The following is a 21,746-nucleotide window of genomic DNA, read 5'->3' as shown; positions in this document are numbered from 1 at the left end:
GCCGTGCTCGCTGCTAGGCGGCCGGCCCGTCGGCGCCGCCCGTCCCGGCGGTCGCCTCGTCGGCGCCGGCCGGCGGCTCCTCGCGCTTCTCGAATGCCGCGCCGGTGGTGCGCAGCGGCACTTCCTTGAGCATCGTGGAGAGCAGCATCGCGAGCACCAGGACGCCGCCGCAGGCCAGGAAGGCGACGTTCATGGCGTCGGTGAAGCCGACCTTGAAGGGGTGGCCGAGCACCGGGTCGAAGTGGCTCAGGAACGACGTGTCGTTGAGGTTGTCCGAGCTGCCGCCGGTGAGCGTCTTGAGCTGGTCCGGGTGTGCGGCCGCGGCCTGCTGGAACTCCTGCGTGCCGCGGGCGGCGGCGAAGGCGGAGCTGATCTTGCCGGGGACGACCGAGTAGACGATGGACAGGAAGACGGCGACGCCGAGCGTGCCGCCCATCTGCCGGAAGAACGTCGTCGAGGACGTCGCCACGCCGATGTCCTGCGGCGGCACGGCGTTCTGCATGGCCAGCACGATGGTCTGGAAGTTCAGGCCGAGACCGGCGCCGATCAGGAACATCGCCGCGTCCGCGTACAGCAGGCTGCTGTCGGCGTCGATCTGCCAGAGCATCAGCATGCCGGCGACGAGCAGGGCGCAGCCGATGACCGGGAAGATCTTGTAGCGGCCGGTGCGCGAGGTGATGATGCCGGAGACGGCCGAGAAGACCATGATGCCGAGCACCAGCGGCAGCATCAGCAGGCCGGCCTTGGTGGGCGAGTTGCCCTTGACCAGCTGGAGGTAGAACGGGATCAGGGTGATGCCGCCGAACATCCCGATGCCGATGATCGCGGACTGGGCGGAGCCCAGCGCGAAGACGCCGTTGCGGAAGAGCCGCAGCGGCAGCAGCGCCTCCTCGCCCGCGCGGCGCTCGGCGAGGAGGAAGCAGACGATGCCGACGGCGCCGATGACGTAGCAGCCCAGCGCGCGGCCGCTGCCCCAGCCCCACACGCGGCCCTGCTCGGCGATGATCAGCAGCGGCACGAGCGCGACGACGAGCGCCGCGGCGCCGAACGAGTCGACCTTGTGCGGGCGCTTGTCCTGCTTGATGTGCAGCACCTTGGCGACGACGACGAGCGCGGCGATCCCGATCGGCACGTTGACCAGGAAGATCCACCGCCAGCCGTCGATGCCGAGCAGCGAGTCCTGGCCGGCGAGCCAGCCGCCGATGACCGGTCCGAGCACGCTGGAGGTGCCGAAGACCGCCATGAAGTAGCCCTGGTACTTGGCGCGTTCGCGCGGCGGGATGATGTCGCCGATGATCGCGAAGGCCAGCGAGAACAGGCCGCCGGCGCCTATACCCTGGAAGGCGCGGAAGGCGGCGAGCATGTACATCGACGTCGAGAGCATGCACAGCGCGGAGCCGACGACGAAGACGGATATCGCGAAGAGGAAGAAGGGCTTGCGGCCGTACTGGTCGGACAGCTTGCCGTAGAGCGGGGTGGCGATGGTCGAGGTGATGAGGAAGGCGGTCGTCACCCAGGCCTGTGCGGTCAGCCCGTCGAGGCTCTCGCCGATCTTGTAGATGGCGGTGGACACCACGGTCTGGTCGAGTGCGGCGAGGAACATCGCCAGCAGCAGGCCCGACAGGATGATCATGATCTGCCGGTGCGAGTAGCCTGTCGGCGGTGCGGCTGTACCGGTCTGCGCGGCATCTGCTTGGGCGCTCATGGGGTCTCTCTCTCCAGATCCTGCTTGCCCTGGGCAACGATACTGCCGCGCGACCGAACCTTCGAACGGGCGGGCGTCAATACCCGTTATGCGGCCGGTTGTTGCGCATGATGCCGGTTATGATCAGCCTGACGTACTCCGCCGCCTTCATCACGTTCTTCTCCGTGATCGGGCCGCCCAAGGTCCTGCTCGCCTTCGCCGGGCTCGCCCAGCACCACCCCCGGCGGGATGTGCGCGTCATCGCGCTGGTGTCGTCGGCGGGCGCGGTTCTGATCGGCGTGGCGACCGGCCTGTCGTCGCCCTGGCTGCTGGAGCTGTTCCACATCTCCACGCCCGCGTTGGCCCTGGCCGGCGGGATCATCTTCTTCCTCTACGCGGTCGGCCTGGTGCTCGGGATGCACACCGGGGCCGAGGCGCCGGGCGAGGACGGGCCCGACCTGACCAGCGGCATGCGGCAGTTGCTGATGCCGTACGTGGTCAGCCCGCTGGCGATGACCGGCCTGCTGATCGAGACCGCCGAGCGCACCGACTGGAGCTGGCGCGGCACCGTGGTCGCGGCGTTCGCCACCGTCATCGCGGTGGACCTGGCGTGCGTGCTGCTGCTCGGGCCGCTGCTCCAGCGCACCCACCACACCGTCGTCGAGCTGGTGGCCCGGCTGCTGGGGCTGCTGCTCGCGGCTGTCGGCGTCGACCTCGTCCTGGACGGGCTGCTCGCCCTGGGCGTCAGCACGGTGGGGCACCGCTCCTGACGGTGCGCCGGGCCGCGGGGCGGGCGCCGTACGGGAGCCGCCCCGGGGCGGGCGAGGGCATCTTAAACCCGCCGCCCGCATGTACCGCAGGAAAATGCCAGAACTCACCGGAACGAGCGGCACCGTGCGTAGCGTGCTCGTCACCGCCGGACAGGGCGGTCGCGCGGCAGCGTGCGGCGAGGGGAGTCGTGTGTCCGGGATCGACGAGTGCCTGCTGCGGGCAATGGCGCTGCCGGGGGCGCGCGGCGCCGCCCTGGTGGAGTGGATCAGCGGGCTGGCGCTCGGGGTGGTCGGCGAGGCCGCGGCGGGCGACCACGAGACCGTCGCGGCCGAGACCGCCGGCTACGCCCGGGCCACCGCCGAGCACCCGGTCTTCACCGCAGGACACACCGGTCCCGGCCCCGCCGCCGAGGAGGCGGTGGTCCTCACCCGTACCGGCTACCACCTGATCCGCTTCCTCGAAGCCCCTTACGAGGGCGGGGTGTTCCTCTACGTCTGGCTGGACCGGGCGCAGGCGAACCTGGCGCTGGCCCTGCGCAGGATGCGGGAGCTCGCCGAGGAGCTGGTCGTGGCATGACGGCCCGCGGTGCGAGCGGCGGCGGGACGGGTGGGACGGCGGCGCACTCCCCCATGCTCGCCCGGCTCGCCGGGCAGCGCGCCACCGGCGTGCTGCTGCGCGACACCGGCGCGCTCTACCTCGACCGGGGGGCGGTGGTGCACGCCGAGAGCCCGGCGGCGCCCGGCATCGAGGTGCTGCTCACCGCCGGCGGCCGGGTGGGCCCGGAGGCCTGGCGGGAGGCGGTCGCCGAGGCCGGCGCGGAATGCGCGGTGGGGCGGCGGCTCGTGGAGCGCGGCCGGATCGCCGCGGGCGAGCTGGAGATCAGCCGGCTCGGCGCGCTGCACGACGCGTCCTACTTCGTCCTCGCTCCGGCCGCGGGCCCGACCCGCTTCCGGCACGGGGTACGGCACTGGTTCGGCTCGCCCGACGGGGTGCCGGTGGCGGCGGTGGAGGGCGAGGCGGCACGGCGGCGCCGGCTGCTGGAGCGGCTGTGGCCGCACCCGGAGCTGGACGCGGCGCCCGTGACGCCCGCGCCCGCGGCCCGCGCGGCGGGCGCCCGCCCGCCGTACCTGCCGCGCGGTCAGGCCGCGGTGCTGGGCCTCGCCGACGGGGTGCGCACCCCGTCGGCCATCGCGGCGCTGCTGGGGCGGCCCGCCTTCCACGCGCTGGTGGACGTCCGCCGGCTGGCCGCGCTCGGCCTGGTGGAGACCCCGCGCCCGGGAAGCCGGCCGCCCGGCCGGGCCCCGGCCTGGGTGCAGAGCATCGGCGACACGCCGGACGCTGCGCTGCTGCGCCGGCTGCTGGTCGCCCTGGAGCGGTTGTGAAGGGGGCGCGGCGGTGAAGCGCGTGCTGCAGCGGCGTGCCCTGCGTGCCGAGAGGAGAAGATCGATGGCCCACGAAGCCGCGATACGCATGGAGTTGGAAGGCCTGCGGGCACGGCTGCCGGATGTGACCGGCGCGGTCGCCGCGACCGCCGACGGCCTGCTGCTCGCCGGCGACGCGCCCGGCCTGCCGGCCGAGGGCTTCGCGGCACTGAGCGCCGCCGCCCTCGGCGTGGGGCTGCGGCTGACCGAAGCGGCGGGCCAGGAGTCCCTCCGCGAGCTGCTGATCCGCAGCGGCGGCGGCTGCGTCGCGCTCTACCCGGCCGGGCGCGACGCCGTCCTGCTGGTCCTGGCCGGGCCGCACACCAACGTCGGCCGGCTGCACCTGGAGTCGCGCCGCAGCGGCGCCCGGGTGGCCGCGCTGCTGGGCGGCTCCGCCGCGGAGCCGGAGGGTACGGCCTCGCGGCCCGGCGGCGGCGCGCCGTGACCGGCGAGCAACGGCCGCGGGCGGCGCGCGGCAGCCGGGCCGCGAGGCCGCGCCCCCGGGACGGCCGCGAGGCGGCCGGAGCACCGGACCCGGCGGGAGCCGCCGCGCCCCCGGTGCCCAGGACCCCCCACCCACCGCAAGTACCTGACACACCGTCGAAGGGAAGCAGGAAGATCATGGCCAACACCGAAACCGCCCTCAAGGACGCGATGACCTCGATCGAGGGCGTCATAGGCGTGGCGCTCGTCGACCACACCAGCGGCATGGCCCTGGGCACGCTCGGCGGCGGGAAGGACCTCGACCTCACCGTGGCCGCTGCGGGGAACACCGACGTGGTCCGCGCCAAGGTCCGCACCATGGAGATGCTCGGCCTCAAGGACGAGATCGAGGACATCCTCATCACACTGGGCTCGCAGTACCACCTGATCCGGCTGCTGCACGGCCGCGGCAAGTCCGGGCTCTTCCTCTACCTGGCGCTGGACCGCGGCCGGGCGAACCTGGCGATGGCCCGGCACCAGCTCAAGTCCATCGAGAACGACCTGGAGGTGTGAGCGGGGCGGGGAAGAGCGCGCGGCTCCCGCCCCGCCCCCTCGCGCTCCCCTCCCCCGCCCCCGCCCCCGTTGGGCGCGGCGTTGCTCGCTTCGGGTGACCTGCGGCCGCAGCGCCCGGCGGCGGCGGGCCCGGCGTGGTGTGCTGGGGCCGACAGCGCGGCAGCGGTCGCGGCGACCGGCGGGGGGAGCGGAAGTGGGCGACGCGGCGACGGCCCGGGGAGCGGGCCGGGACGCGGAGCCGGTGACGGGACCGGGCGCCGGGCGGCTCTGCCTGGTGACGGGCGCGACCGGCTACATCGGCGGACGGCTGGTTCCCGAACTGCTGGCCGCCGGCTACCGGGTGCGCTGCCTGGCCCGCACGCCGGTCAAGCTGCGCGACCAGCCGTGGGCGGGCCGGGCGGAGGTGGTCGCCGGGGACGTGACGGACGAGGCGTCGGTGGCGGCCGCGACGGCGGGCGCCGATGTCGCGTACTACCTGGTGCACTCGCTCGGCAGCGGGCGGGACTTCGAGGCGACCGACCGCCGGGCGGCCCGGCTCTTCGGCGAGCGGGCGCGGGCGGCCGGGGTGCGGCGCATCGTCTACCTCGGCGGGCTCATCCCGCAGGGCGTGCCGTGCCGCGAGCTGTCGCCGCATCTGCGTTCGCGCACGGAGGTCGGCGAGGTGCTGCTGGCCTCGGGGGTGCCGACGACGGTGCTGCGGGCGGCGGTCGTCATCGGGTCGGGCTCGGCGTCGTTCGAGATGCTGCGCTACCTCACCGAGCGGCTGCCGGTGATGGTCACGCCGAGCTGGGTGCGCACCCGGGTCCAGCCGGTGGCCGTTCGGGACGTGCTGCGCCTGCTCGTCGGCAGCGCCGCGATGCCCGCGGACGTCAGCCGGGGCTTCGACGTGGGCGGTCCCGACGTGCTCAGCTACCGGGATCTGATGCGGCGCTACGCGGCGGTCGCGGGGCTGCCACGGCGGCTGATCCTGCCGGTGCCGGTGCTCACCCCGCGGCTGTCCAGCCTGTGGATCGGCCTGGTCACCCCCGTCCCGGCGGGAGTGGCCCGGCCGCTGGCGGAGTCGCTGCGGCACGAGGTGGTCTGCCACGAGCACGACATCGGGACCTACGTCCCGGACCCGCCGGGCGGCCCTGTCGGGGTGGACCGCGCCCTCACCCTGGCGCTGCGCCGGGTGCGCGAGGCGCAGGTCGACACGCGCTGGTCGTCGGCGGCCGTCCCCGGCGCCCCCAGCGACCCGCTGCCGACGGACCCGGACTGGGCGGGCGGCAGCCTCTACACCGACCGGCGGCAGACGGTCGTCGACGCGAGCCCGCAGGCGCTGTGGCGGGTGATCGAGGGCATCGGCGGCGAGCACGGCTGGTATTCGCTCGGCGTGGCCTGGGCGGTGCGCGGGCTGGTCGACCGGCTGTTCGGCGGGGTCGGGCTGCGGCGCGGGCGGCGGGACGCGCACCGGCTGCGGGTCGGCGACTCGCTGGACTTCTGGCGCGTCGAGGAGATCGAGCGCGGGCGGCTGCTGCGGCTGCGGGCCGAGATGCGGCTGCCGGGCCTGGCCTGGCTGGAGATGCGCGCCGACCGGGATGCCGAAGGGCGCACCCGCTACCGGCAGCGGGCCGTCTTCCTGCCGCGCGGGCTGCTGGGCCACGCCTACTGGTGGGGGGTCGCGCCCTTCCACGCCGCGGTCTTCGGCGGCATGGCCCGCAACATCGCACGGGCGGCGGCGCGTTCGGCAGAACAGGAGAAGGCGGGAGGCGCGGGCGGATGAGGCGTGCGGTGGTGCTCTTCACGGGTGACCTGCGACTGCACGACCATCCGCCGCTGCGGGCGGCACTGGCGGCGGCCGACGAGGTGGTGCCGCTGTTCGTGCGGGACCCGGCGGTGGCACGGGCCGGTTTCGCCGCCCCGCACCGGACGGCCTTCCTCACCGCGTGCCTGGCCGACCTCGACGCGGGGCTGCGCGAGCGGGGCGGGCGGCTGGTGGTGCGCGAGGGGGATCCGGCGGCTGAGGTGTGCGCGGTGGCTGCCGAGTGCGACGCGGCCGAGGTCCACCTCGCGGCGGCCGACAGCGGTTTCGGGCAGCGCCGCGAGGACCGGCTGCGGCGGGCGCTGACGGCGGCGGGGCGGCGGCTGCACGTGCACGACACGGTCGTCACGGCGGTGCCGCCGGGCGCGCTGACCCCGCAGGGTTCGGACCACTTCGCGGTCTTCACACCGTACTTCCGGCACTGGTCCGGCTACCGGCTGCGGGACACGCTGCCCGCGCCGCGCCGGGTGCCGGTGCCGGACGAGGTGGGCTCGGCGGCGCTGCCGGAGGTGTCCGCGGGTCCCGCGGAGGGCGGCGAGCGGGCGGCCCGGCGGCGGCTGACGGCATGGCTGCGCGGCGGCCTGGCGTCGTACGCGACAGGGCAGGACGACCTGGCGGGCGACCGCACCTCGCGGCTGTCGCCGCATCTGCACTTCGGGACGCTGTCGGCGGTCGAGACGGTGCACCGGGTGCGGGCGGCGGGCGGGCCGGGCGCGGAGGCGTTCGTGCGGCAGCTGTGCTGGCGGGACTTCAACCGGCAGCTGCTCGCGGTCCGCCCGCAGGTGTCGGCGGCCGACTACCGCACCCGGCACGACCGCTGGCGCACCGGCCGGGCGGCCGAGGCCGACGCGCTGGCCTGGCGGGAGGGCCTGACCGGGTACCCGGTCGTGGACGCGGGGATGCGCCAGCTGCGCGCGGAGGGCTGGATGCACAACCGGGCGCGGCTGCTGGTGGCGAGCTTCCTGACGAAGACGCTGTACGTGGACTGGCGGGTGGGCGCGGCGCACTTCCTGGACCTGCTGGTGGACGGCGATGTCGCCAACAACCAGCTCAACTGGCAGTGGGTGGCGGGCACCGGCACGGACACCCGGCCGAACCGGGTCCTCAACCCGCTCCTCCAGGCGCGCCGTTACGACCCGGACGGCGGCTACGTCCGCCGCTGGGTGCCCGAACTGGCCGCGGTGGAAGGGGCGGCGGTGCACGAGCCCTGGAAACTTCCGGCCGCCGACCGCAAGGGGTATCCGGAGCGGCTGGTGGAACTCCCGGACGGTCTGGCGCGCTTCCGGCAGGCCCGCGGCCTGGACTGAACGGCACGGCGGGACGTACCGGCGAGGGGCGCCGGCGGAACAGGGTGTGTCCGGGATATTGACCGGCCGGGGAGCAGGCCATAAGTTGCGTCCGCAAGTTGCGTGATCGATTCCGAAAGTTTCGGAGAATCGGTCTTTCGAGGACCGCCGTTCCGCCTGCCCGAAGGACGCCCATGAGGAGAATGCCCCGCGCCGTCGCGGTCGCCGCGGTGGCCGCGGTCGCCGCCGGCGTGCTGGCCGTCGTCGTGCCGCGGGTGGTGTCCGGCACGTCCGGCTCGGGCGGGGACCGCCACCGGGCACCGGCGTCCACCGCGGCCGGCCCGCCGCTGCGCGTCCTGGCGCAGCAGGCGGGCATACGCGTCGGCACGGCCGTCGACTCCGACGCGCTGGCGCACGAGGCGCCCTACGCGGCGAAGGTCGGCAGCGAGTTCTCCTCGGTCACCCCGGAGAACGTGATGAAGTGGGGCACCGTCGAGCCGTCCCGCGGCCGCTACGACTACACGCAGGCCGACGCCCTGGTGGCGTACGCCGAGGCGCACGGTCAGGTGGTCCGCGGCCACGCGCTGGTCTGGTACCAGCAGCTGCCGCTCTGGCTGACCGCGCGGGACTTCGGCGCCGACGAGCTGCGGCAGATCCTGCACGACCACATCACCAGCGAGGTCACGCACTTCAAGGGCCGGATCTGGCAGTGGGACGTCGTCAACGAGGCCTTCACCGACGACGGCTCCTACCGCACCGGCATGTGGCTGCAGAAGCTCGGCCCCGGCTACATCGAGGACGCCTTCACCTGGGCCCACGAGGCGGACCCGAAGGCCGTGCTCTTCATCAACGACTACGGCATCGAGAGCGCGGGCCCCAAGAGCGAGGCGCTGTACGACCTCGTCGCCGAGCTGCGCAAGAAGGGCATCCCCGTCCAGGGCGTGGGCTTCCAGGGCCACCTGGACACGCGCCACCCGGCGCCGCACGACCTCGCCGCCACCATGGCGCGCTTCGACGCGCTCGGCGTCCAGACCGCGGTCACCGAGGCCGACGTGCGCATCCCGCTGCCCTCCGACGACGGCGAGGCCGAGGCGCAGCAGCGGGCCTACCGGGCGCTGCTTGACGGCTGCCTGCGCACCCCGCACTGCACCGGCTTCACGGTGTGGGGCTTCACGGACAAGCACTCCTGGGTGCCCGACGCCTTCCGGGGCGAGGGCGAGGCGGCGATCCTCGACGAGGACTACCGGCCGAAGGGCGCCTACACCGCCCTCGCCCAGGACCTGCGGCGGACCCGCCGCTGACCCCGCTCCCCGCCAGGACCGGGCCGGCGGCTCGGAACGGTCCTGGCGGGGTCTTCACCGCCCGGAGTACCCCGGACGGCGCAGCGCCGGGACCGCCCGGTTGCGGGCTCCGCGGGCTCGGCCTTGACTCGTCGTGACATCCGGTGGCGGCGAGAGGAGAAGCGCCATGCTGTCGGCGCGCAGCCTTTTCACGGAGATCCTCGACAACGACGAGTCCTTCCGGCTCTTCTGCTCCATCGCGGCGAGCGGCGAGTCGCAGGGCGGCTGGGAGAACTGCCGGATCGCGGCCCTGGTGCCGCCCGCGCTCGCGGAGCTGGCCCCGAAGATCGCCCGGCACGGCGCGGACGAGGAGAAGCACGGCCGGATCTTCAACGGCCTGCTGCACGGCCGCCACCTGGAACCGACGCCGGTGCCCGCGGACACCGACTACACGATGCTGCTGGAGCGGTCCGGGATCGGGCTCGCGCACTCCCGGCTGAAGGCCGACGAGCCGCTGGGCGAGCAGGACATCGTCACCTACCTGGCCCACAGCCGGGTGACCGAGCAGCGCGCCTCGGAGCAGATGGCGCTGCTGGTCAAGCTGTTCGGCACGCACCCGGAGATCGGCCGCGCGGTGCGGCAGATCGCCCGCGACGAGGACAACCACCTCGCCTACTGCCACGAGGAGCTGCTCCGGCTGGCCCGGGACGGCCACGGGCGGCTGATCCAGCACACCCTGCGCGAGTGCGCGATGGCCGAGATCGCCATCTACCGCGACGTCAGCGTCGCGGTGATGACGCACATGGGCGAGATCCTGCGCTGGCCGGCGGCGAAGACGGCGCTGCTGCGGGCGGGCATCCACGCGGTCCACAGCTACGAGCGGCTGATCGGCTGGCGCCGGATGACGAGCCTGGCCATGCCCGAGCCGCGGCTGCGCAACGCGCTGGGCGGCGGGCCGGTCGCCGCCGAGGCGACGACCTGAGGGCCGCCCGGCCCCGTACCGCCCGGCGTACCGTCAGCGGCTGCGCACCAGCTCGCGGACGGCGTCGGCGAGCGGCCCCGGCTGGTCCAGCGGCAGCAGGGTGCGGCTGTCCGGGACGACGACCAGCCGGGCCCGCGGGATCTCCGCCGCGAGCCGGCGGCCGTGCTCGGGCGGCATGACGCGGTCACCCTCGGCCCACACCACCAGCGCGGGCCTGTCGAGCCCGGGCAGCGCGGCGGCGGCGCGCTCCAGGGCGTGCCGGTCGGCGGCGATGCCGCGCAGCACGCGGATCGCGTCCCGCCGTACGCCCGCGTCGGCCAGCAGGGCGCGGGTCCAGCGGGCGGTGGCGGCGTCGCCGCGCTTGGTGAGCTGCCCGAACGCGACGGGCAGCCGGCGCATCGGGCGTAGCCGCATCTGCTGCATGAACAGCCCGAACAGGGCGGGCGGCAGATTGCCTGCGAGGACCACGGTCCGGCCGGTGAGGCCGGGCGGGAAGTTGTCGTAGGCGTCGCAGGAGGCGAGGACCACCGCGCCGACCCGCTCCATCGCGGCGGCGGCGCCCGCGGCTCCCTCCGCGGCCTGCGCGACGAGCAGTTGGACGAGAGCACCACCGGTGTCGTTGCCGACCAGGGTGGCGTCGTGCAGGTCGAGGCGGTCCAGGAACTCGCCGACCAGACGGGCCAGTCCGCCTGGCGACAGGTCGGCGCCGGCGCGCGCGGGGCGGGTGTGGGCACCCATCGGCAGGGTCGGCACGAGGACCCGGTGGCCGTCGCGCAGCCGCGCCGCCACGTCGTCCCACAGCGTGCCGTCCATCAGCAGGCCGTGCAGCAGCACGACGGCGGGGCCCGTACCGCCGGTGTCGCGGTAGTCGACCGGGCCCGCGGACAGCTCGACGGTGCGGGTGGTCGGGAAGGTCTCGGTGGTCATGGGCATCGGCTCCTCGCGGCGGTGCGGCCGGCGCATGCTTCCAGCCTCGTATACATCGTAAACTATACACCGTACACAATAGATCTGACGCGCCGACGGTTTCCCAACCGGTGCCATGGGGCCCGGCGTCGCCGCCGCGGCCGGCCGGCAGGCGCCCCAGGCCACCGCGCTCGCCCGGCAGCTCACCGACTTCCGCGAGCGGCACGGGCCGGAGCACGTCGTCGTGGTCAGCCTCTCCCCGACCGCGCCGCAGCCCGCCCCGCACCCCGCCTTCGCCGACCTCGCCACCCTGCGCACCGCCCTGGCCGGGCCGGAGCGCGTCCTGCCGCCGCACGCGCTGCACGCGTACGCGGCCCTCGGCGCGGGCTGCGGCCGCTTCGAGGGCAACCCCGTCCGGCGCGGCTCCCGTTGAGCAAGGAGGACGCGATGCGGCTGCCGCACCCGGACGGCACCGACCCGGCGGCCAGGGTGCGGGCGGCGATGTCGATCACCAAGCCCAAGTGGGCATCCGCACCTCGCTCCAGGTCGTCGGCCTGGACCCGTCGTGCGTGCGCGACAGCCACGGCCGACTGCCCGACGGCCCGCTGCCGCTGCGCTCCGACCCCGCGTACGGCAAGGACCACTACCGCGCGACGGAGCTGAAGGACCTGCTGCTGCGGTTCGCCGGGCCCGGCGGCCGACCTCGTCCGGGGAAGGTGTCAGCCCTCGCCGAGCAGGGCGTCCGCGGCGTGCAGCACCTTGCCGAGCGCGGCCATCAACTGCTCGCGCTCGGCGGCCCCGAGACCGGCGGTGACCTGCTGCTCCAGCCGCAGCCGCTCGGTCTCGACGGGCTCGCGCAGGGCGCGCCCCGCGTCGGTGAGCCACAGCCGCACCAGCCGGTTGTCGCGGTCGTCGCGGCGCCGCTCCAGCAGCCCCGAGGCCGTCATGCGGTCGGCCATCTTCACCACCGTGGGCGTCGTGACGTGCAGCTTCGCCGCGACCTCGCCGGGCGTGCGACCGTCCCGCTCCCACAGCGCGGCGAGCAGGTGGTGCTGCCCGTAGTGCAGGCCGTGGCGGCGCATGCCCTCGTCCGCGAGCGCGCGCAGGGCCTTGGTCGTCCGGCTGTGCAGGTCGAGGAATTCGGGCATGGCGTCGCGTCCCACTCCCCCTCGGGCGAGGCGCCGACAGCCGCGCGCGAGATCGATTGACGGCTAATCATTAACCGGCTAGCGTTTCGCCCCGTCAGGTCATTAGACGGCAAACGACCTTGGGGAGAGCCATGCTACTCGTCACCGGAGCCACCGGGAACATCGGCCGCGAGCTGGTCCGGCAGCTCGACGCGGCAGGGGCCGCCCCGCGCGTCCTGATCCGCGACGCGGGCAGGGCGGCCGACCTGCCCGCCCGGGCCGAACGCGTCGTCGGCGACTTCACCGACCCACCCGGCCTCGCGGCGGCCTTCGCCGGCGTCGAGCGGGCCTTCCTGCTCACCCCCGGCATCTCCACCGCGACCACCGCGAACGCGGTCGCCGCCGCGCGGGCCGCGGGCGTACGGCACCTGGTGCTGCTGTCGTCCACCAACGTGCTCGGCGACCCGATGCCCGCGATGGGCCGCTGGCACCACGCGCGCGAGGAGATCGTGCGCGGCTCCGGCATACCGTCGACGATCCTGCGACCGGTCGGCTTCATGACCAACGCGCTGGACTGGCTGCCCACGATCCGCGCGGGCCGCTACGTCCTCGACCCCGTCGGCCCCGGCCGGATGACGCTCATCGACCCCGCGGACATCGCCGCGGTGGCCGCGCACGTCCTCACCACGGACGGGCACGCGGGCCGGGCGTACGCGCTCACCGGTGCCGAACCGCTCACCGTCGCCGAGCAGGCGGCGATGCTGTCGGCCGCGGCGGGGACCGCTCTCACCGCCCGCCCCGTGGCGACACCCGAGGAGGCGGTGGCCGCCCGCTTCCCGAACGGCGCGCCGCCCGCCCTCGCCGAGGCGATCGTCGAGGGCTTCCGGCTCCTGCGGGCCGACACCACGGGCTTCCGCACGGACACCGTCGAGCAGTTGCTGGGCCGCCCGCCCGCCGGTTTCGCCGACTGGTGCGCCCGGCACGCCGACGTCTTCCGCGCGGCGGCGGCCGAGGCGCCCGGGCGGGCAGGCGCGGAGAGCCCGGAAGGCGCGCATGACTCAGGCGGCGAGTGACGCCGCGTCACCCATCACCACGACCGGGTGGAGCGCCGGGTCGAGGGTCGCGAGCAGCTGCTTCATGTGCGCCTGCGAGACGCTCACGCAGCCGTGCGTCGGGCCGCCGTGGTCGACGTGGAACCAGATGCCGCCGCCCCTGGACGCGCCCAGCGGCCGCGTCCAGTCCAGCGGGGACGTCCCGGGCTTGCGGTTGTAGTCGATCGCCACGACGTAGTCGAAGGATCCGGCGAGCGGCTCGCCCTCGAAGCCGCGGCCGCCGACGTGGAAGCCGCCGGAGTGGTGGTAGGGCAGCTTGCTGCCGGGGTCGGCGCGCAGCCCGCCGGCGTCGGAGAGGGTGAAGACGCCGATCGGCGAGCGCAAATCACCGCCGTGGTGGTCGGTGGTCCAGCCGTCCTTGGCGTTGTGCGCGGGCCATACGGCACCCGGCTGCCAGCCGCCGGCGGTCCAGCTGTAGACCACGACCGTGGCCTGCGAGGAATCGATTCCGCGACCGGTGACCACGACCAACTGGCGGCTCTGCCGGGGTATGCGCGCGAGCATGTCCGGCCCGATCCCGGCGGGCATCCGCGGCGCCGGCGACGCCGTCGTCGGCGCCGGGGCCGGCACGGTCCGGACGGCGCCCGGCGGGGTGCCGCCGGACGTCGCCGCGTGATCCTGCGCGCCGGAGCCGACGGCGGTGCCGCAGCCGGCGAGCGCGGTGAGCGCGACCGCGCCCAGGCCGGAGAGCAGGACGCGCGGGGAGGGGGAAACCATGGAGGTGAAGTCCTTCGGTGCGGAAGTATGTGCGAGCAGCGGGGTGTTGCGGGCGCCTACCCGCTGCGCGCCGCCGCAGTCGGCAACGCCGCGACGCGCGGCCGACACCGCGGGAGCAGGCACGCCCAGCCCCGGGTCACCACCGCCGTACGTGAATCACTGGCCATACCTGTAGCAACCATTCGGCCCCGCCCGCGGGTTGCCCCGGGAGGGTTGCGAATCCGTGCCCGCGGGGACCTGCCGCCGGGGCGGCAGGCCGGCCGGGGCGCGCCGCCGCGGCCGAGGGCCGACGCGGTGCCGCGTTCCCACCCGCACGGCCGGTGGCGGAGCCGGGCGTCAGGTCGCGGTCACGGCGCCACCGCCGCAGGCCGGCACCCGGCCCCGCCCGCACGGCCGGGCGACCGACAGGGACCACCCGCACGACCGGAGGCCACCGCCGGACCCCGGTGCCACCACCGCAGCCCCGCACCCGCCCTCGGCTGGACCGTTCACCCGGCGCCGCCGCGGCGGACCATCGCGGCCCGGGCCACCGCCGCGTAACCGGCCAGGCCCACGGCGGCGCCCGCGCCGCCGCCGAAGGCGACCGACGGGATCAGGTCGAATACGGTCGCGTCGCGCAGCGGGCCGTCCCAGCCCGCCAGCCGCGTCGCCACGCCCACCGCCGCGGCCGCGCCGATCAGGACGGTCGCCGCCGCCTTCGTCCGGCGGGACAGCCGCAACCGGCGCGCCCCGCGCTCGGCGGCGGGAGCGGGAGCGGCAGTGGCAGTGGCAGTGGCAGTGGCAGTGACAACGGCGGCCCGCAGCGTGCGGGCGCCGTACCAGCCGATCGCGGCCAGGCCCAGCACGGACGTGGAGAACTGGAGGTCGTAGTAGAGGGGATGCCCCAGCACGGTGCGGTCGAGCACCGGCAGCAGGCGTACGCCCACCCGGCCGCCGTGCGTGAAGGCGTCCCAGGCCACATGGGTGGCCGCGCCCGCCGCGGCGGACAGCGCGAACCAGCCCGCGCCCGCGGCGCCGCGGCTGCGGCCGGTGGGGGCGGTGAGCGCCTCGGCGGCGCCGGCCCAGCGGGCGGGCAGCAGCGCGAGCAGCGGCTCGCGCAGCAGCCAGTGCCACCCGGCGGCCAGCAGCGCGGCGATCGCCACGTCCGCGGTGGGGATGCCGAGCGGGCTGTGGGTGAATTCCCCGTAGCCGAAGGTGCCGTGCACCAGCGACTCGGTGAAGTACGGCACGTCGGGCGCGAGCGACCCGGCGACCAGCGCCGAGGCCACCAGCGGGCCGCGGGGCAGCCCGCCGGGCAGCAGCGGGAGCACGGCGGCGGGGTGGCTCAGTGTGAACGGCACCCCGCCATTCTGCCTCCCGCCCGCGCCCGCGGCCCGGGGGCCCGGACGGGGGGTGCCCCCCGCCCGGGCCGCCGGCACCCGGACGGCGTCAGGGTGTGTAGACCTGCGGCCGCGGCGGGGTCGGCATGCCGTTGCCGAGGAAGAAGCTGGGGTGCGGGGGCTGGTTGTACGCGGTGTTCTGCCACGCGAGGGCGGTGCGGTACTGCGTGTCGTGCAGGAGCGTGGTGATCCGCAGGTCGGTCGGGGTCGGGGTCGCGTAGATCCGCAGCGCCCGGTTGTCGGTCGTGGGCCAGACGACCTCCTCGCGCCAGTCGCCGAACAGGTCGCCGGACAGGGTCGGGGTGGCCTTGGTGCCGTTGTCGGAGTGGACGCCGGACGCGGTCAGCAGCCGGGTGTCGGAGCTGGTGCCGTACTTGTCGATGTGGGTGTCGTCGAGCAGTTCGCGGACCGGGTCGCCGTCCCACCAGGCGAGGAAGTTCGTGGAGCCGGGCTTGCGGCCGATGTTCTGGCCCTTGGCGCTGAACAGGCCGCTGACGCCGGAGGACCAGGACTCGGCGCCGGCGCTGCCGGCGTAGATGTCGTCGGAGACCCCGCGGCCGTTGTCGCAGCCGCAGCTGGGGTTGGACCACAGGATCTGGCCGGTCCTCGCGTCGGCGAACCACGCCGCGAGCTTGGAGGTGTCCTCGTCGACCTTGAAGACCTCCAGGCCGGGGTGACCGGGGTCGAGGTCGCCGACATGCAGGGCGTCGCCGTGGCCCTGGCCGGTGTTCCACAGCTTCGCGCCGTTGTCGTCGATCGCCATGGCGCCGTACTCGATCTCGTCCTTGCCGTCCCCGTCGAGGTCGGCGGTGGCGAGCTGATGATCGCCCTGGCCGGCGTAGGAGCTGTTGCCGGAGTCGTTGCTGTCGAACTTCCAGCGCTCGGTGAGCTTGCCGCCCCGCCAGTCCCACGCGGCGATCACCGTGCGGGTGTAGTAGCCGCGGGCCATGATGATCGACGGGCGCGTGCCGTCGAGGTAGGCGGTGCCGGCCAGGAAGCGGTCGACACGGTTGCCGTACGAGTCGCCCCACGAGGAGACGGTGCCGCGCGGCGGGTCGTAGTTCACGGTCTGCATGGCCGCGCCGCTCTGCCCGTTGAAGACCGTCAGGTACTCCGGGCCCGACAGGACGTAGCCGGAGGAGTTGCGGTAGTCGGCGCCGGAGCTGCCGATGACCTTGCCGGCGCCGTCGACCGTGCCGTCCGCGGTCTTCGTGACGACCTCGGCCTTGCCGTCGCCGTCGTAGTCGTAGACCTGGAACTGCGTGTAGTGCGCGCCCGAGCGGATGTTGCGGCCGAGGTCGATGCGCCACAGCCGGGTGCCGTCGAGGGTGATGCCGTCCAGGATCGTGTCACCGGTGTAGCCGGACTGCGAGTTGTCCTTGGCGTTGGTCGGATACCACTTGAGGACCAGGTCCAGCCGGCCGTCGCCGTCGAGGTCGCCGACCGAGGCGTCGTTGGCCTCGTAGGTGTAGGCGACGCCGTCGGGGGTGGTGCCGCCGGCCGGCGGGGAGATCGGCACGTCGTGGTAGCCGTTGGCGAAGGACAGCGAGGCCGGCGACGCCGCCTGCTCGGCGCCGTTCACCACCGCGCGCACGGTGTACGAGGCGCCGGCCGCGGCACCGCTGTCGAGGTAGTCCGTCGCGCCGGTCAGCGGTGCGGAGTTGACCTTGGCGCCGTCGCGGTAGACGTTGAAGGCGACGTCGTCCGGGTCGGTGCCGAGCCAGCGCCAGGACACCAGGTTGCCGGAGCCGCTGCGGACCGAGATGACTCCGCGGTCGAGCTTCTCGACCTGGCGGCCCTGCCCGGTGGCGGGCGGGGTGGAGGTCGGCGGCGTGGTGGGCGGGGTCGTCGGGGCCGTGGTGGGCGGCGTGGTGGGCGAGGTGGCGCCCGTGCAGGCGACGCCGTTGAGGGCGAAGTCGGTGGGCGGGGTGGCGGTGGCCGAGCCGGTGAGCGCGCCGTTGAAGCCGAAGGAGGCGGTGCCTCCCGAGGGGATGGCTCCGTTGTAGTCGACGTTGGTCGCGGTCACCCGGGCGGCGCCGACCGTCACGTTCGCGCTCCACGCCTGGCTGACGGTCTGGCCGGAGCCGAACGTCCAGGTGAGGGACCAGGACGTGACGGCGTCGCCGAGGTTGTGGATCGTCACGGACGCGCCGAAGCCGCCCTGCCAGGAGTTGGTGACGGAGTAGTCGACGGCGCAGCCGGCCGTGGCCGCGGCCGCGCCGGACGGCGCGTGCACGGCCCAGGCGGCACCGGCCGCGACGAGCGCGCCCGCCGTGGTCGCCGCCCAGAGGCGGCTGCGGCGCAGGCGTGGCTGAAGGGTGGTCATGGATCCTCCTTGTCGCGTGGGGGGGAAGGAGCGTGACCCGCAGCCATAGTGGGAGCGCTCCCACGCGCGGGTCAACGGGCACGCCCGGATTCCTCCCGCGCATCACGCGCCGCCTCGGGCGGTCCGGACCGCCCGAGGCGGCGCGGAGCGCGTGCGCGACGCCGGGGCACGGCGGTGTGCACCGCCGCAGCCGTTCCGCGGCGCGGGCCCCGCAGCCCGGGTCCGGGGCGCGGGCGCAGAGTTCGGGGCGAGGGGTCCCGGGTCCGGTGCGCGGGGCCCGGGGCACGGGGCCCGCGGCGGGGAGTGCGGGCGCCCGGAGTGCGGGGCCCGCGCCCCGGACCCCGCGGCGCGCGACGCGGGGTTCAGGGCGCGCGGGGCACGGAGTTCGGGGTCCCGGACCCGCGACGCGGGGCGCGCGGGGCGCGGACGACGGGGTCCGGAGCCGGGACGCGGGGCGCCAGGCGTGCAATCCGCAACCCCGCGCCCCGGGCCCGGGCCGGACCGCGGGCCCCCCGGTCACCCCTGCGGTGGAACCGCCTCGCGCAGGACGCCGTCGGCGAGGTCCAGGCGGCGGGTCACGCCGATCTCGGCAAGGAAGCGCTCGTCGTGGCTGACGACCACGAAGGCGCCCTGGTAGGCCGTCAGCGCCGACTCCAGCCTGGCCACCCCGCCGAGGTCGAGGTTGTTGGTCGGCTCGTCGAGCAGCAGCAGCTGCGGCGCGGGCTCGGCATACAGCACGCAGGCCAGCGTCGCGCGCAACAGCTCGCCGCCGGACATCGCGCCGACCGGCAGCTCGGTGGCGCGCGGCCCGCGGAAGAGGAAGCGGGCCAGCAGGTTCAGCCGCTCGGCCACCGGCATGCCGGGGGCGTACCCGGCCAGGTTGCCGGCGACGGACCGCGCCGGGTCCAGCAGGTCCAGGCGCTGCGAGAGGTACGCCGAGCGGCCCGCGGCCCGGGTCACCCGGCCGGCGGCCGGCTCGAGGTCACCGCTGAGCAGCCGCAGCAGCGTGGACTTGCCCGCGCCGTTCGCCCCGGTCAGCGCGATGCGCTCGGGGCCGCGGACGACCAGGTCGGCGCCCTCCCCGGCGAAGACCTCGCGCTGCCCGAGGCGGATCCGCAGCCCCTCGCCGGTGAAGACGGTGCGGCCGGCGGGCACCCGGGTGGCGGGCAGGTCCAGCGCGATCTGGTCGTCGTCGCGCACCGCCCGCCCGGCCTCGTCCGCCCGGGCCCGCGCGTCGCCGAGCCGGGCGGCGTGGGTGCCGCCCGCCTTGCCCGCGGATTCCTGTGCGCGGCGCTTGAGCCCGCCGGCGACGATCTTCGGCAGGCCGGCGTTCGCGATGTTGCGGGCCGCGTTGTTCGCCCGCCGCTCGGCGCGCTCACGGGCCTGCTGCATCTCCCGCTTCTCCCGCTTGACGTCGGCCTCGGCCGCGCGCAGGTTCTTCAGGGCGACCTCCTGCTCGGCGGCCACGGCCTCCTGGTAGGAGGTGAAGTCGCCGCCGTACGTGCGGATCACGCCGTCGTCGAGCTCGGCGATGCGGTCCATCAGGTCGAGCAGCGCGCGGTCGTGGCTGACCAGCAGCAGGCAGCCGGTCCACTCCTCGACGACGGTGTGCAGCCGCTGCCGCGCAGGGCCGTCCAGGTTGTTGGTCGGCTCGTCGAGCAGCAGCACGTCGGGCCTGGCGAGCAGTTGCGCGGCCAGGCCCAGCGTGACGGTCTGGCCGCCGCTGAGGGTGTGCAGCCGCCGGTCGAGCGTGACGTCGCCGAGGCCGAGCCGTTCCAACTGGGCGCGGCTGCGGTCCTCCACGTCCCAGTCGTCGCCGATGACGGCGTAGTGGCGCTCGTCGGTGTCGCCGGACTCGATGGCGTCCAGCGCCGCGATGACGGGGGTGACCCCGAGGACGTCGGCGACGCTGAGGTCGCCGCTGAGCGGCAGCGTCTGCGGCAGGTAGCCGAGCACACCGCCGACGGTGACGGTGCCGCCGGTGGGCTGCAGATCCCCGGCGATCAGCCGGAGCAGGGTGGACTTGCCCGCGCCGTTGGGCGCGACGAGCCCGGTGCGGCCGGGGCCGACGGTGAAGGACAGGTCCTGGAGGACCGGGATGTCCCCGGGCCAGCTGAAGGACAGGTGGGAGCAGATGATCTGGGCGTCGGACATGACAGGACCTCGGGTACGGCAGGGCAGGGAGCGCGCGCTCACCGGCGGGCGTTCAGGGACGACGAAGCGGCCCCCGGCGGTGCACCGCGTGCGCCGCCCGGTGGCCAGGGGCTCCGGACTCACCCGGAGATGTCGTCGTCACCCGCCACGCGTGGCCTCCCTCGTCCCGGACCCGCGGGCCCGGAGCTGATCTTCCTGCTCCACCGACTGTACCAAGGCCCTTGCCGGTCCGGGGGCGGGCGCGCGGTCAGCCCCGCGCCCGCTCCCGGGCGACGGCGCGGAACATCGGCACGGCCGGGGCCGCGGCCGCGAAGGCGTCGGCGGTGGGTTCGTGGACCAGGCCGTTGCGCAGGAAGGCACCGACGCCCCGCGGGTTCTGCGCCGGGAATTCCCGCAGGACGACCCCGCGCTCGGCCACCGGCACCTCGACGAGGTCGACCTCGCGGGTCTCGCGGCCGCGGGTGAGGGTGCCGCGGCCGGCGGCGCGGGCGTTCTGCACCCAGTCCGCGCGCGGATAGGCCTGGCAGATGTAGGTGGCTCCGTGGATGGTCACCGGGGCCACCGGGGTGGTGCGCGGGATGCCCGTCCTGCGGCCGGGAACGGTCAGCAGCTGCATCGGCCCGAAGGGCAGCCCGATGCGGTGGAAGAGGACGACCACCCGGTTGCGGACCCGGTCCTTCCTGGTGATCGTGCGTCGCGTCGTCATGGCAGGCATCCTGCCACGCCCCGGATCTGACGTGTCGTCACACATCGGCGGCCGGTGCCACGGCCTCCCGCAGCCGGCCGCGCAGCCGGGCGCTCGCGTCGTCCAGGCCGGTGAACTCGACGCTCTTGCCGTGCTGCGCGTACGTGCTCTCGACGGCGTCGAGCGCGGCGACGGAGGAGGCGTCCCGGATCCGGGTGCCGGCGAGGTCGATGACGACCCGGTCGGGGTCGCCCGCGTAGTCGAACCGTGCGGCGAGGTCGCTCGCGGACACGAAGACCAGCTCGCCGCCGAGGGCGTAGCCGAGCCGCCCGCCGTCCGGGCCGGTCAGCGGGGTGACGGTGCTCCGGCGGGCGACGCCGCGCGCGAGGACCAGGGCGGCGACGCCCTGCCCGACGGCCTCCCGCCTCTTGTCGGACGGGTGCCCGTCAGGCCGTCGACGAGCCGTGCGGTCGTCATCGACTCCATGATCCCGACCAGCGCCGTGGCGAAGGCGCAGGGCGCGATCACCCGCAGGTGTGCGGGGTGAAGGGCACGTCCGGGATGCCGGGGACGGGCAGCGACGACGGCAGCGTGGCCTTGTCACCCACGGTCGGCACGGCGATCCCGGCGGCGATCAGCGGCTTCGGCGACCCGCAGTGCCGCTGCGGCAACCGGGGCTGCCTGGAGTCGCTCGTCGGCGGCTGGGCGCTCGCCCGCGACCTGCGCGGCCACGGGCAGGGCGACGGGCACGACGCGCGGGACGACATCGACCGGGTCAAGCGCGGCGACAGCGCCGCGGTGGGCGCCCTCAGGACCGCCGGCCGGGTCCTCGCCAGCGGCCGTCGCCTACGCCACCAGCCTGCTCAACCCGGACATCGTCGTCCTCGGCGGCACCCTCAGCAGCTTCGGCGACCACCTCATGGCGGGCGTCCGGGAGGTCGTCCACCAGCGCGCGCTGCCGCCGGCCACCCGGCAGTTGCAGATCGTCCCGACGCGGTACCGCTCCCGGGCCGACATCGCGGGCGCGGCCTCGTCCGCGACCACATCCTGCGCCCGGCGACCCCCGATGCCGCCCTCGCCCGCGGCCGGTCCCCTTCACGGCCTGACCCGCCGCGCGGG

General features: G+C 75.2%; 20 protein-coding genes and 2 pseudogenes. 12 read left to right on the top strand and 10 right to left on the bottom strand.

All coding sequences use genetic code 11. From position 1 onward, the window contains the following. Positions 1-13 precede the first annotated feature (13 nt). Positions 14-1,705 carry an MDR family MFS transporter gene (locus tag IH54_RS0101475; protein ID WP_078861835.1) on the bottom strand — a complete coding sequence of 564 codons (1,692 nt, stop codon included), beginning with the start codon at positions 1,703-1,705 and terminating at the stop codon, positions 14-16. 119 nt (positions 1,706-1,824) lie between these two features. Between IH54_RS0101475 and IH54_RS0101470 the strand changes: the two genes are divergently transcribed. The 9 genes from IH54_RS0101470 (at position 1,825) to IH54_RS0101430 (ending at position 10,221) form a co-directional block, all read left to right on the top strand. Continuing rightward, positions 1,825-2,454 carry a MarC family protein gene (locus IH54_RS0101470; protein ID WP_031512245.1) on the top strand — a complete coding sequence of 210 codons (630 nt, stop codon included), beginning with the start codon at positions 1,825-1,827 and terminating at the stop codon, positions 2,452-2,454. Between the two features lie 190 nt (positions 2,455-2,644). Then, positions 2,645-3,031, top strand: a complete 387-nt coding sequence (locus tag IH54_RS0101465; RefSeq protein WP_031512244.1) for a hypothetical protein — start codon at positions 2,645-2,647, stop codon at positions 3,029-3,031. Further along, positions 3,028-3,837, top strand: coding sequence for a hypothetical protein (locus IH54_RS0101460; RefSeq protein WP_052396937.1), 810 nt, complete (start codon positions 3,028-3,030; stop codon positions 3,835-3,837). The genes IH54_RS0101465 and IH54_RS0101460 overlap by 4 nt, the downstream gene beginning before the upstream one ends. A gap of 64 nt (positions 3,838-3,901) precedes the next feature. After that, entirely contained in the window at positions 3,902-4,321 is a 420-nt protein-coding gene (locus tag IH54_RS0101455) for a roadblock/LC7 domain-containing protein (protein ID WP_052396936.1), read from the top strand. 176 nt (positions 4,322-4,497) lie between these two features. Then, positions 4,498-4,872 (top strand): hypothetical protein, encoded by a 375-nt coding sequence (locus IH54_RS0101450; RefSeq protein WP_031512241.1) that lies wholly within the window; start codon positions 4,498-4,500, stop codon positions 4,870-4,872. Positions 4,873-5,113: 241 nt separating this feature from the next. Beyond that, complete coding sequence (locus IH54_RS0101445) at positions 5,114-6,634, top strand: SDR family oxidoreductase (protein ID WP_031512240.1); 1,521 nt, start codon at positions 5,114-5,116, stop codon at positions 6,632-6,634. Further along, positions 6,631-7,980, top strand: coding sequence for a cryptochrome/photolyase family protein (locus IH54_RS0101440; RefSeq protein WP_031512239.1), 1,350 nt, complete (start codon positions 6,631-6,633; stop codon positions 7,978-7,980). Before IH54_RS0101445 ends, IH54_RS0101440 begins: the two co-directional genes overlap by 4 nt. Before the next feature lie 173 nt (positions 7,981-8,153). Further along, complete coding sequence (locus tag IH54_RS0101435) at positions 8,154-9,260, top strand: endo-1,4-beta-xylanase (RefSeq protein ID WP_031512238.1); 1,107 nt, start codon at positions 8,154-8,156, stop codon at positions 9,258-9,260. 166 nt (positions 9,261-9,426) lie between these two features. Next, positions 9,427-10,221: a hypothetical protein gene (locus IH54_RS0101430; RefSeq protein WP_031512237.1), complete on the top strand. Its 795-nt coding sequence runs from the start codon at positions 9,427-9,429 to the stop codon at positions 10,219-10,221. Between the two features lie 33 nt (positions 10,222-10,254). Here IH54_RS0101430 and IH54_RS0101425 read toward each other — a convergent pair whose 3' ends face one another. Next, positions 10,255-11,148: an alpha/beta fold hydrolase gene (locus IH54_RS0101425; protein ID WP_031512236.1), complete on the bottom strand. Its 894-nt coding sequence runs from the start codon at positions 11,146-11,148 to the stop codon at positions 10,255-10,257. 115 nt (positions 11,149-11,263) lie between these two features. Here IH54_RS0101425 and IH54_RS0101420 point away from each other — a divergent pair, with 115 nt between their 5' ends. Beyond that, a complete protein-coding gene (locus IH54_RS0101420) occupies positions 11,264-11,560 on the top strand; it encodes an inositol-3-phosphate synthase (protein ID WP_031512235.1) in 297 nt (98 codons plus the stop codon). Positions 11,561-11,846: 286 nt separating this feature from the next. Here IH54_RS0101420 and IH54_RS0101415 read toward each other — a convergent pair whose 3' ends face one another. Then, positions 11,847-12,275, bottom strand: a complete 429-nt coding sequence (locus tag IH54_RS0101415) for a MarR family winged helix-turn-helix transcriptional regulator (protein WP_031512234.1) — start codon at positions 12,273-12,275, stop codon at positions 11,847-11,849. A 131-nt stretch (positions 12,276-12,406) separates the two neighbouring features. Here IH54_RS0101415 and IH54_RS0101410 point away from each other — a divergent pair, with 131 nt between their 5' ends. Then, positions 12,407-13,327 carry an NAD(P)H-binding protein gene (locus IH54_RS0101410; RefSeq protein WP_078861834.1) on the top strand — a complete coding sequence of 307 codons (921 nt, stop codon included), beginning with the start codon at positions 12,407-12,409 and terminating at the stop codon, positions 13,325-13,327. Here the strand turns inward: IH54_RS0101410 and IH54_RS0101405 are convergent. The 6 genes and pseudogenes from IH54_RS0101405 to IH54_RS46505 all read right to left on the bottom strand — a co-directional run. Then, the gene (locus IH54_RS0101405) at positions 13,313-14,083 is read right to left on the bottom strand and encodes a L,D-transpeptidase family protein (RefSeq protein WP_078861833.1); all 771 of its coding nucleotides are present in this window, start codon (positions 14,081-14,083) and stop codon (positions 13,313-13,315) included. The two genes, IH54_RS0101410 and IH54_RS0101405, sit on opposite strands and share 15 nt — an antisense overlap. 488 nt (positions 14,084-14,571) lie before the next feature. After that, positions 14,572-15,423, bottom strand: a complete 852-nt coding sequence (locus IH54_RS0101400; RefSeq protein ID WP_031512231.1) for a DUF4184 family protein — start codon at positions 15,421-15,423, stop codon at positions 14,572-14,574. A gap of 88 nt (positions 15,424-15,511) precedes the next feature. Then, on the bottom strand, positions 15,512-17,788 hold the full coding sequence (locus IH54_RS0101395; RefSeq protein WP_031512230.1) for a cellulose binding domain-containing protein: 2,277 nt from the start codon (positions 17,786-17,788) through the stop codon (positions 15,512-15,514). 516 nt (positions 17,789-18,304) lie between these two features. Further along, entirely contained in the window at positions 18,305-19,942 is a 1,638-nt protein-coding gene (locus IH54_RS0101390) for an ABC-F family ATP-binding cassette domain-containing protein (protein WP_031512228.1), read from the bottom strand. A gap of 247 nt (positions 19,943-20,189) precedes the next feature. Next, entirely contained in the window at positions 20,190-20,648 is a 459-nt protein-coding gene (locus IH54_RS0101385; protein WP_031512227.1) for a nitroreductase family deazaflavin-dependent oxidoreductase, read from the bottom strand. 37 nt (positions 20,649-20,685) lie between these two features. Beyond that, positions 20,686-21,262: pseudogene (locus IH54_RS46505) on the bottom strand (SulP family inorganic anion transporter); the annotation flags it as partial. Here IH54_RS46505 and IH54_RS48020 point away from each other — a divergent pair. Further along, positions 21,189-21,404: pseudogene (locus IH54_RS48020) on the top strand (ROK family protein); the annotation flags it as partial. The pseudogenes IH54_RS46505 and IH54_RS48020 overlap by 74 nt on opposite strands. A gap of 69 nt (positions 21,405-21,473) precedes the next feature. Here IH54_RS48020 and IH54_RS46500 read toward each other — a convergent pair. Then, a complete protein-coding gene (locus IH54_RS46500; RefSeq protein ID WP_031512225.1) occupies positions 21,474-21,671 on the bottom strand; it encodes a hypothetical protein in 198 nt (65 codons plus the stop codon). Between the last annotated feature and the right edge of the window lie 75 nt (positions 21,672-21,746).

It is taken from the genome of Streptomyces sp. NRRL F-5123, from assembly GCF_000721495.1.
Lineage (GTDB): Bacteria > Actinomycetota > Actinomycetes > Streptomycetales > Streptomycetaceae > Actinacidiphila.
This window is presented reverse-complemented; position numbering and strand designations above follow the sequence as displayed.

Coding starts and splice junctions, on each gene's coding strand:
- IH54_RS0101475 (WP_078861835.1), bottom strand. CDS start 1,705: ATGAGCGCCCAAGCAGATGCCGCGCAGACCGGTACAGCCGCACCGCCG.
- IH54_RS0101425 (WP_031512236.1), bottom strand. CDS start 11,148: ATGACCACCGAGACCTTCCCGACCACCCGCACCGTCGAGCTGTCCGCG.
- IH54_RS0101395 (WP_031512230.1), bottom strand. CDS start 17,788: ATGACCACCCTTCAGCCACGCCTGCGCCGCAGCCGCCTCTGGGCGGCG.
- IH54_RS0101470 (WP_031512245.1), top strand. CDS start 1,825: ATGATCAGCCTGACGTACTCCGCCGCCTTCATCACGTTCTTCTCCGTG.
- IH54_RS0101385 (WP_031512227.1), bottom strand. CDS start 20,648: ATGACGACGCGACGCACGATCACCAGGAAGGACCGGGTCCGCAACCGG.
- IH54_RS0101415 (WP_031512234.1), bottom strand. CDS start 12,275: ATGCCCGAATTCCTCGACCTGCACAGCCGGACGACCAAGGCCCTGCGC.
- IH54_RS0101435 (WP_031512238.1), top strand. CDS start 8,154: ATGAGGAGAATGCCCCGCGCCGTCGCGGTCGCCGCGGTGGCCGCGGTC.
- IH54_RS0101405 (WP_078861833.1), bottom strand. CDS start 14,083: ATGGTTTCCCCCTCCCCGCGCGTCCTGCTCTCCGGCCTGGGCGCGGTC.
- IH54_RS0101430 (WP_031512237.1), top strand. CDS start 9,427: ATGCTGTCGGCGCGCAGCCTTTTCACGGAGATCCTCGACAACGACGAG.
- IH54_RS0101450 (WP_031512241.1), top strand. CDS start 4,498: ATGGCCAACACCGAAACCGCCCTCAAGGACGCGATGACCTCGATCGAG.
- IH54_RS0101440 (WP_031512239.1), top strand. CDS start 6,631: ATGAGGCGTGCGGTGGTGCTCTTCACGGGTGACCTGCGACTGCACGAC.
- IH54_RS0101410 (WP_078861834.1), top strand. CDS start 12,407: ATGCTACTCGTCACCGGAGCCACCGGGAACATCGGCCGCGAGCTGGTC.
- IH54_RS0101420 (WP_031512235.1), top strand. CDS start 11,264: ATGGGGCCCGGCGTCGCCGCCGCGGCCGGCCGGCAGGCGCCCCAGGCC.
- IH54_RS0101455 (WP_052396936.1), top strand. CDS start 3,902: ATGGCCCACGAAGCCGCGATACGCATGGAGTTGGAAGGCCTGCGGGCA.
- IH54_RS0101390 (WP_031512228.1), bottom strand. CDS start 19,942: ATGTCCGACGCCCAGATCATCTGCTCCCACCTGTCCTTCAGCTGGCCC.
- IH54_RS0101460 (WP_052396937.1), top strand. CDS start 3,028: ATGACGGCCCGCGGTGCGAGCGGCGGCGGGACGGGTGGGACGGCGGCG.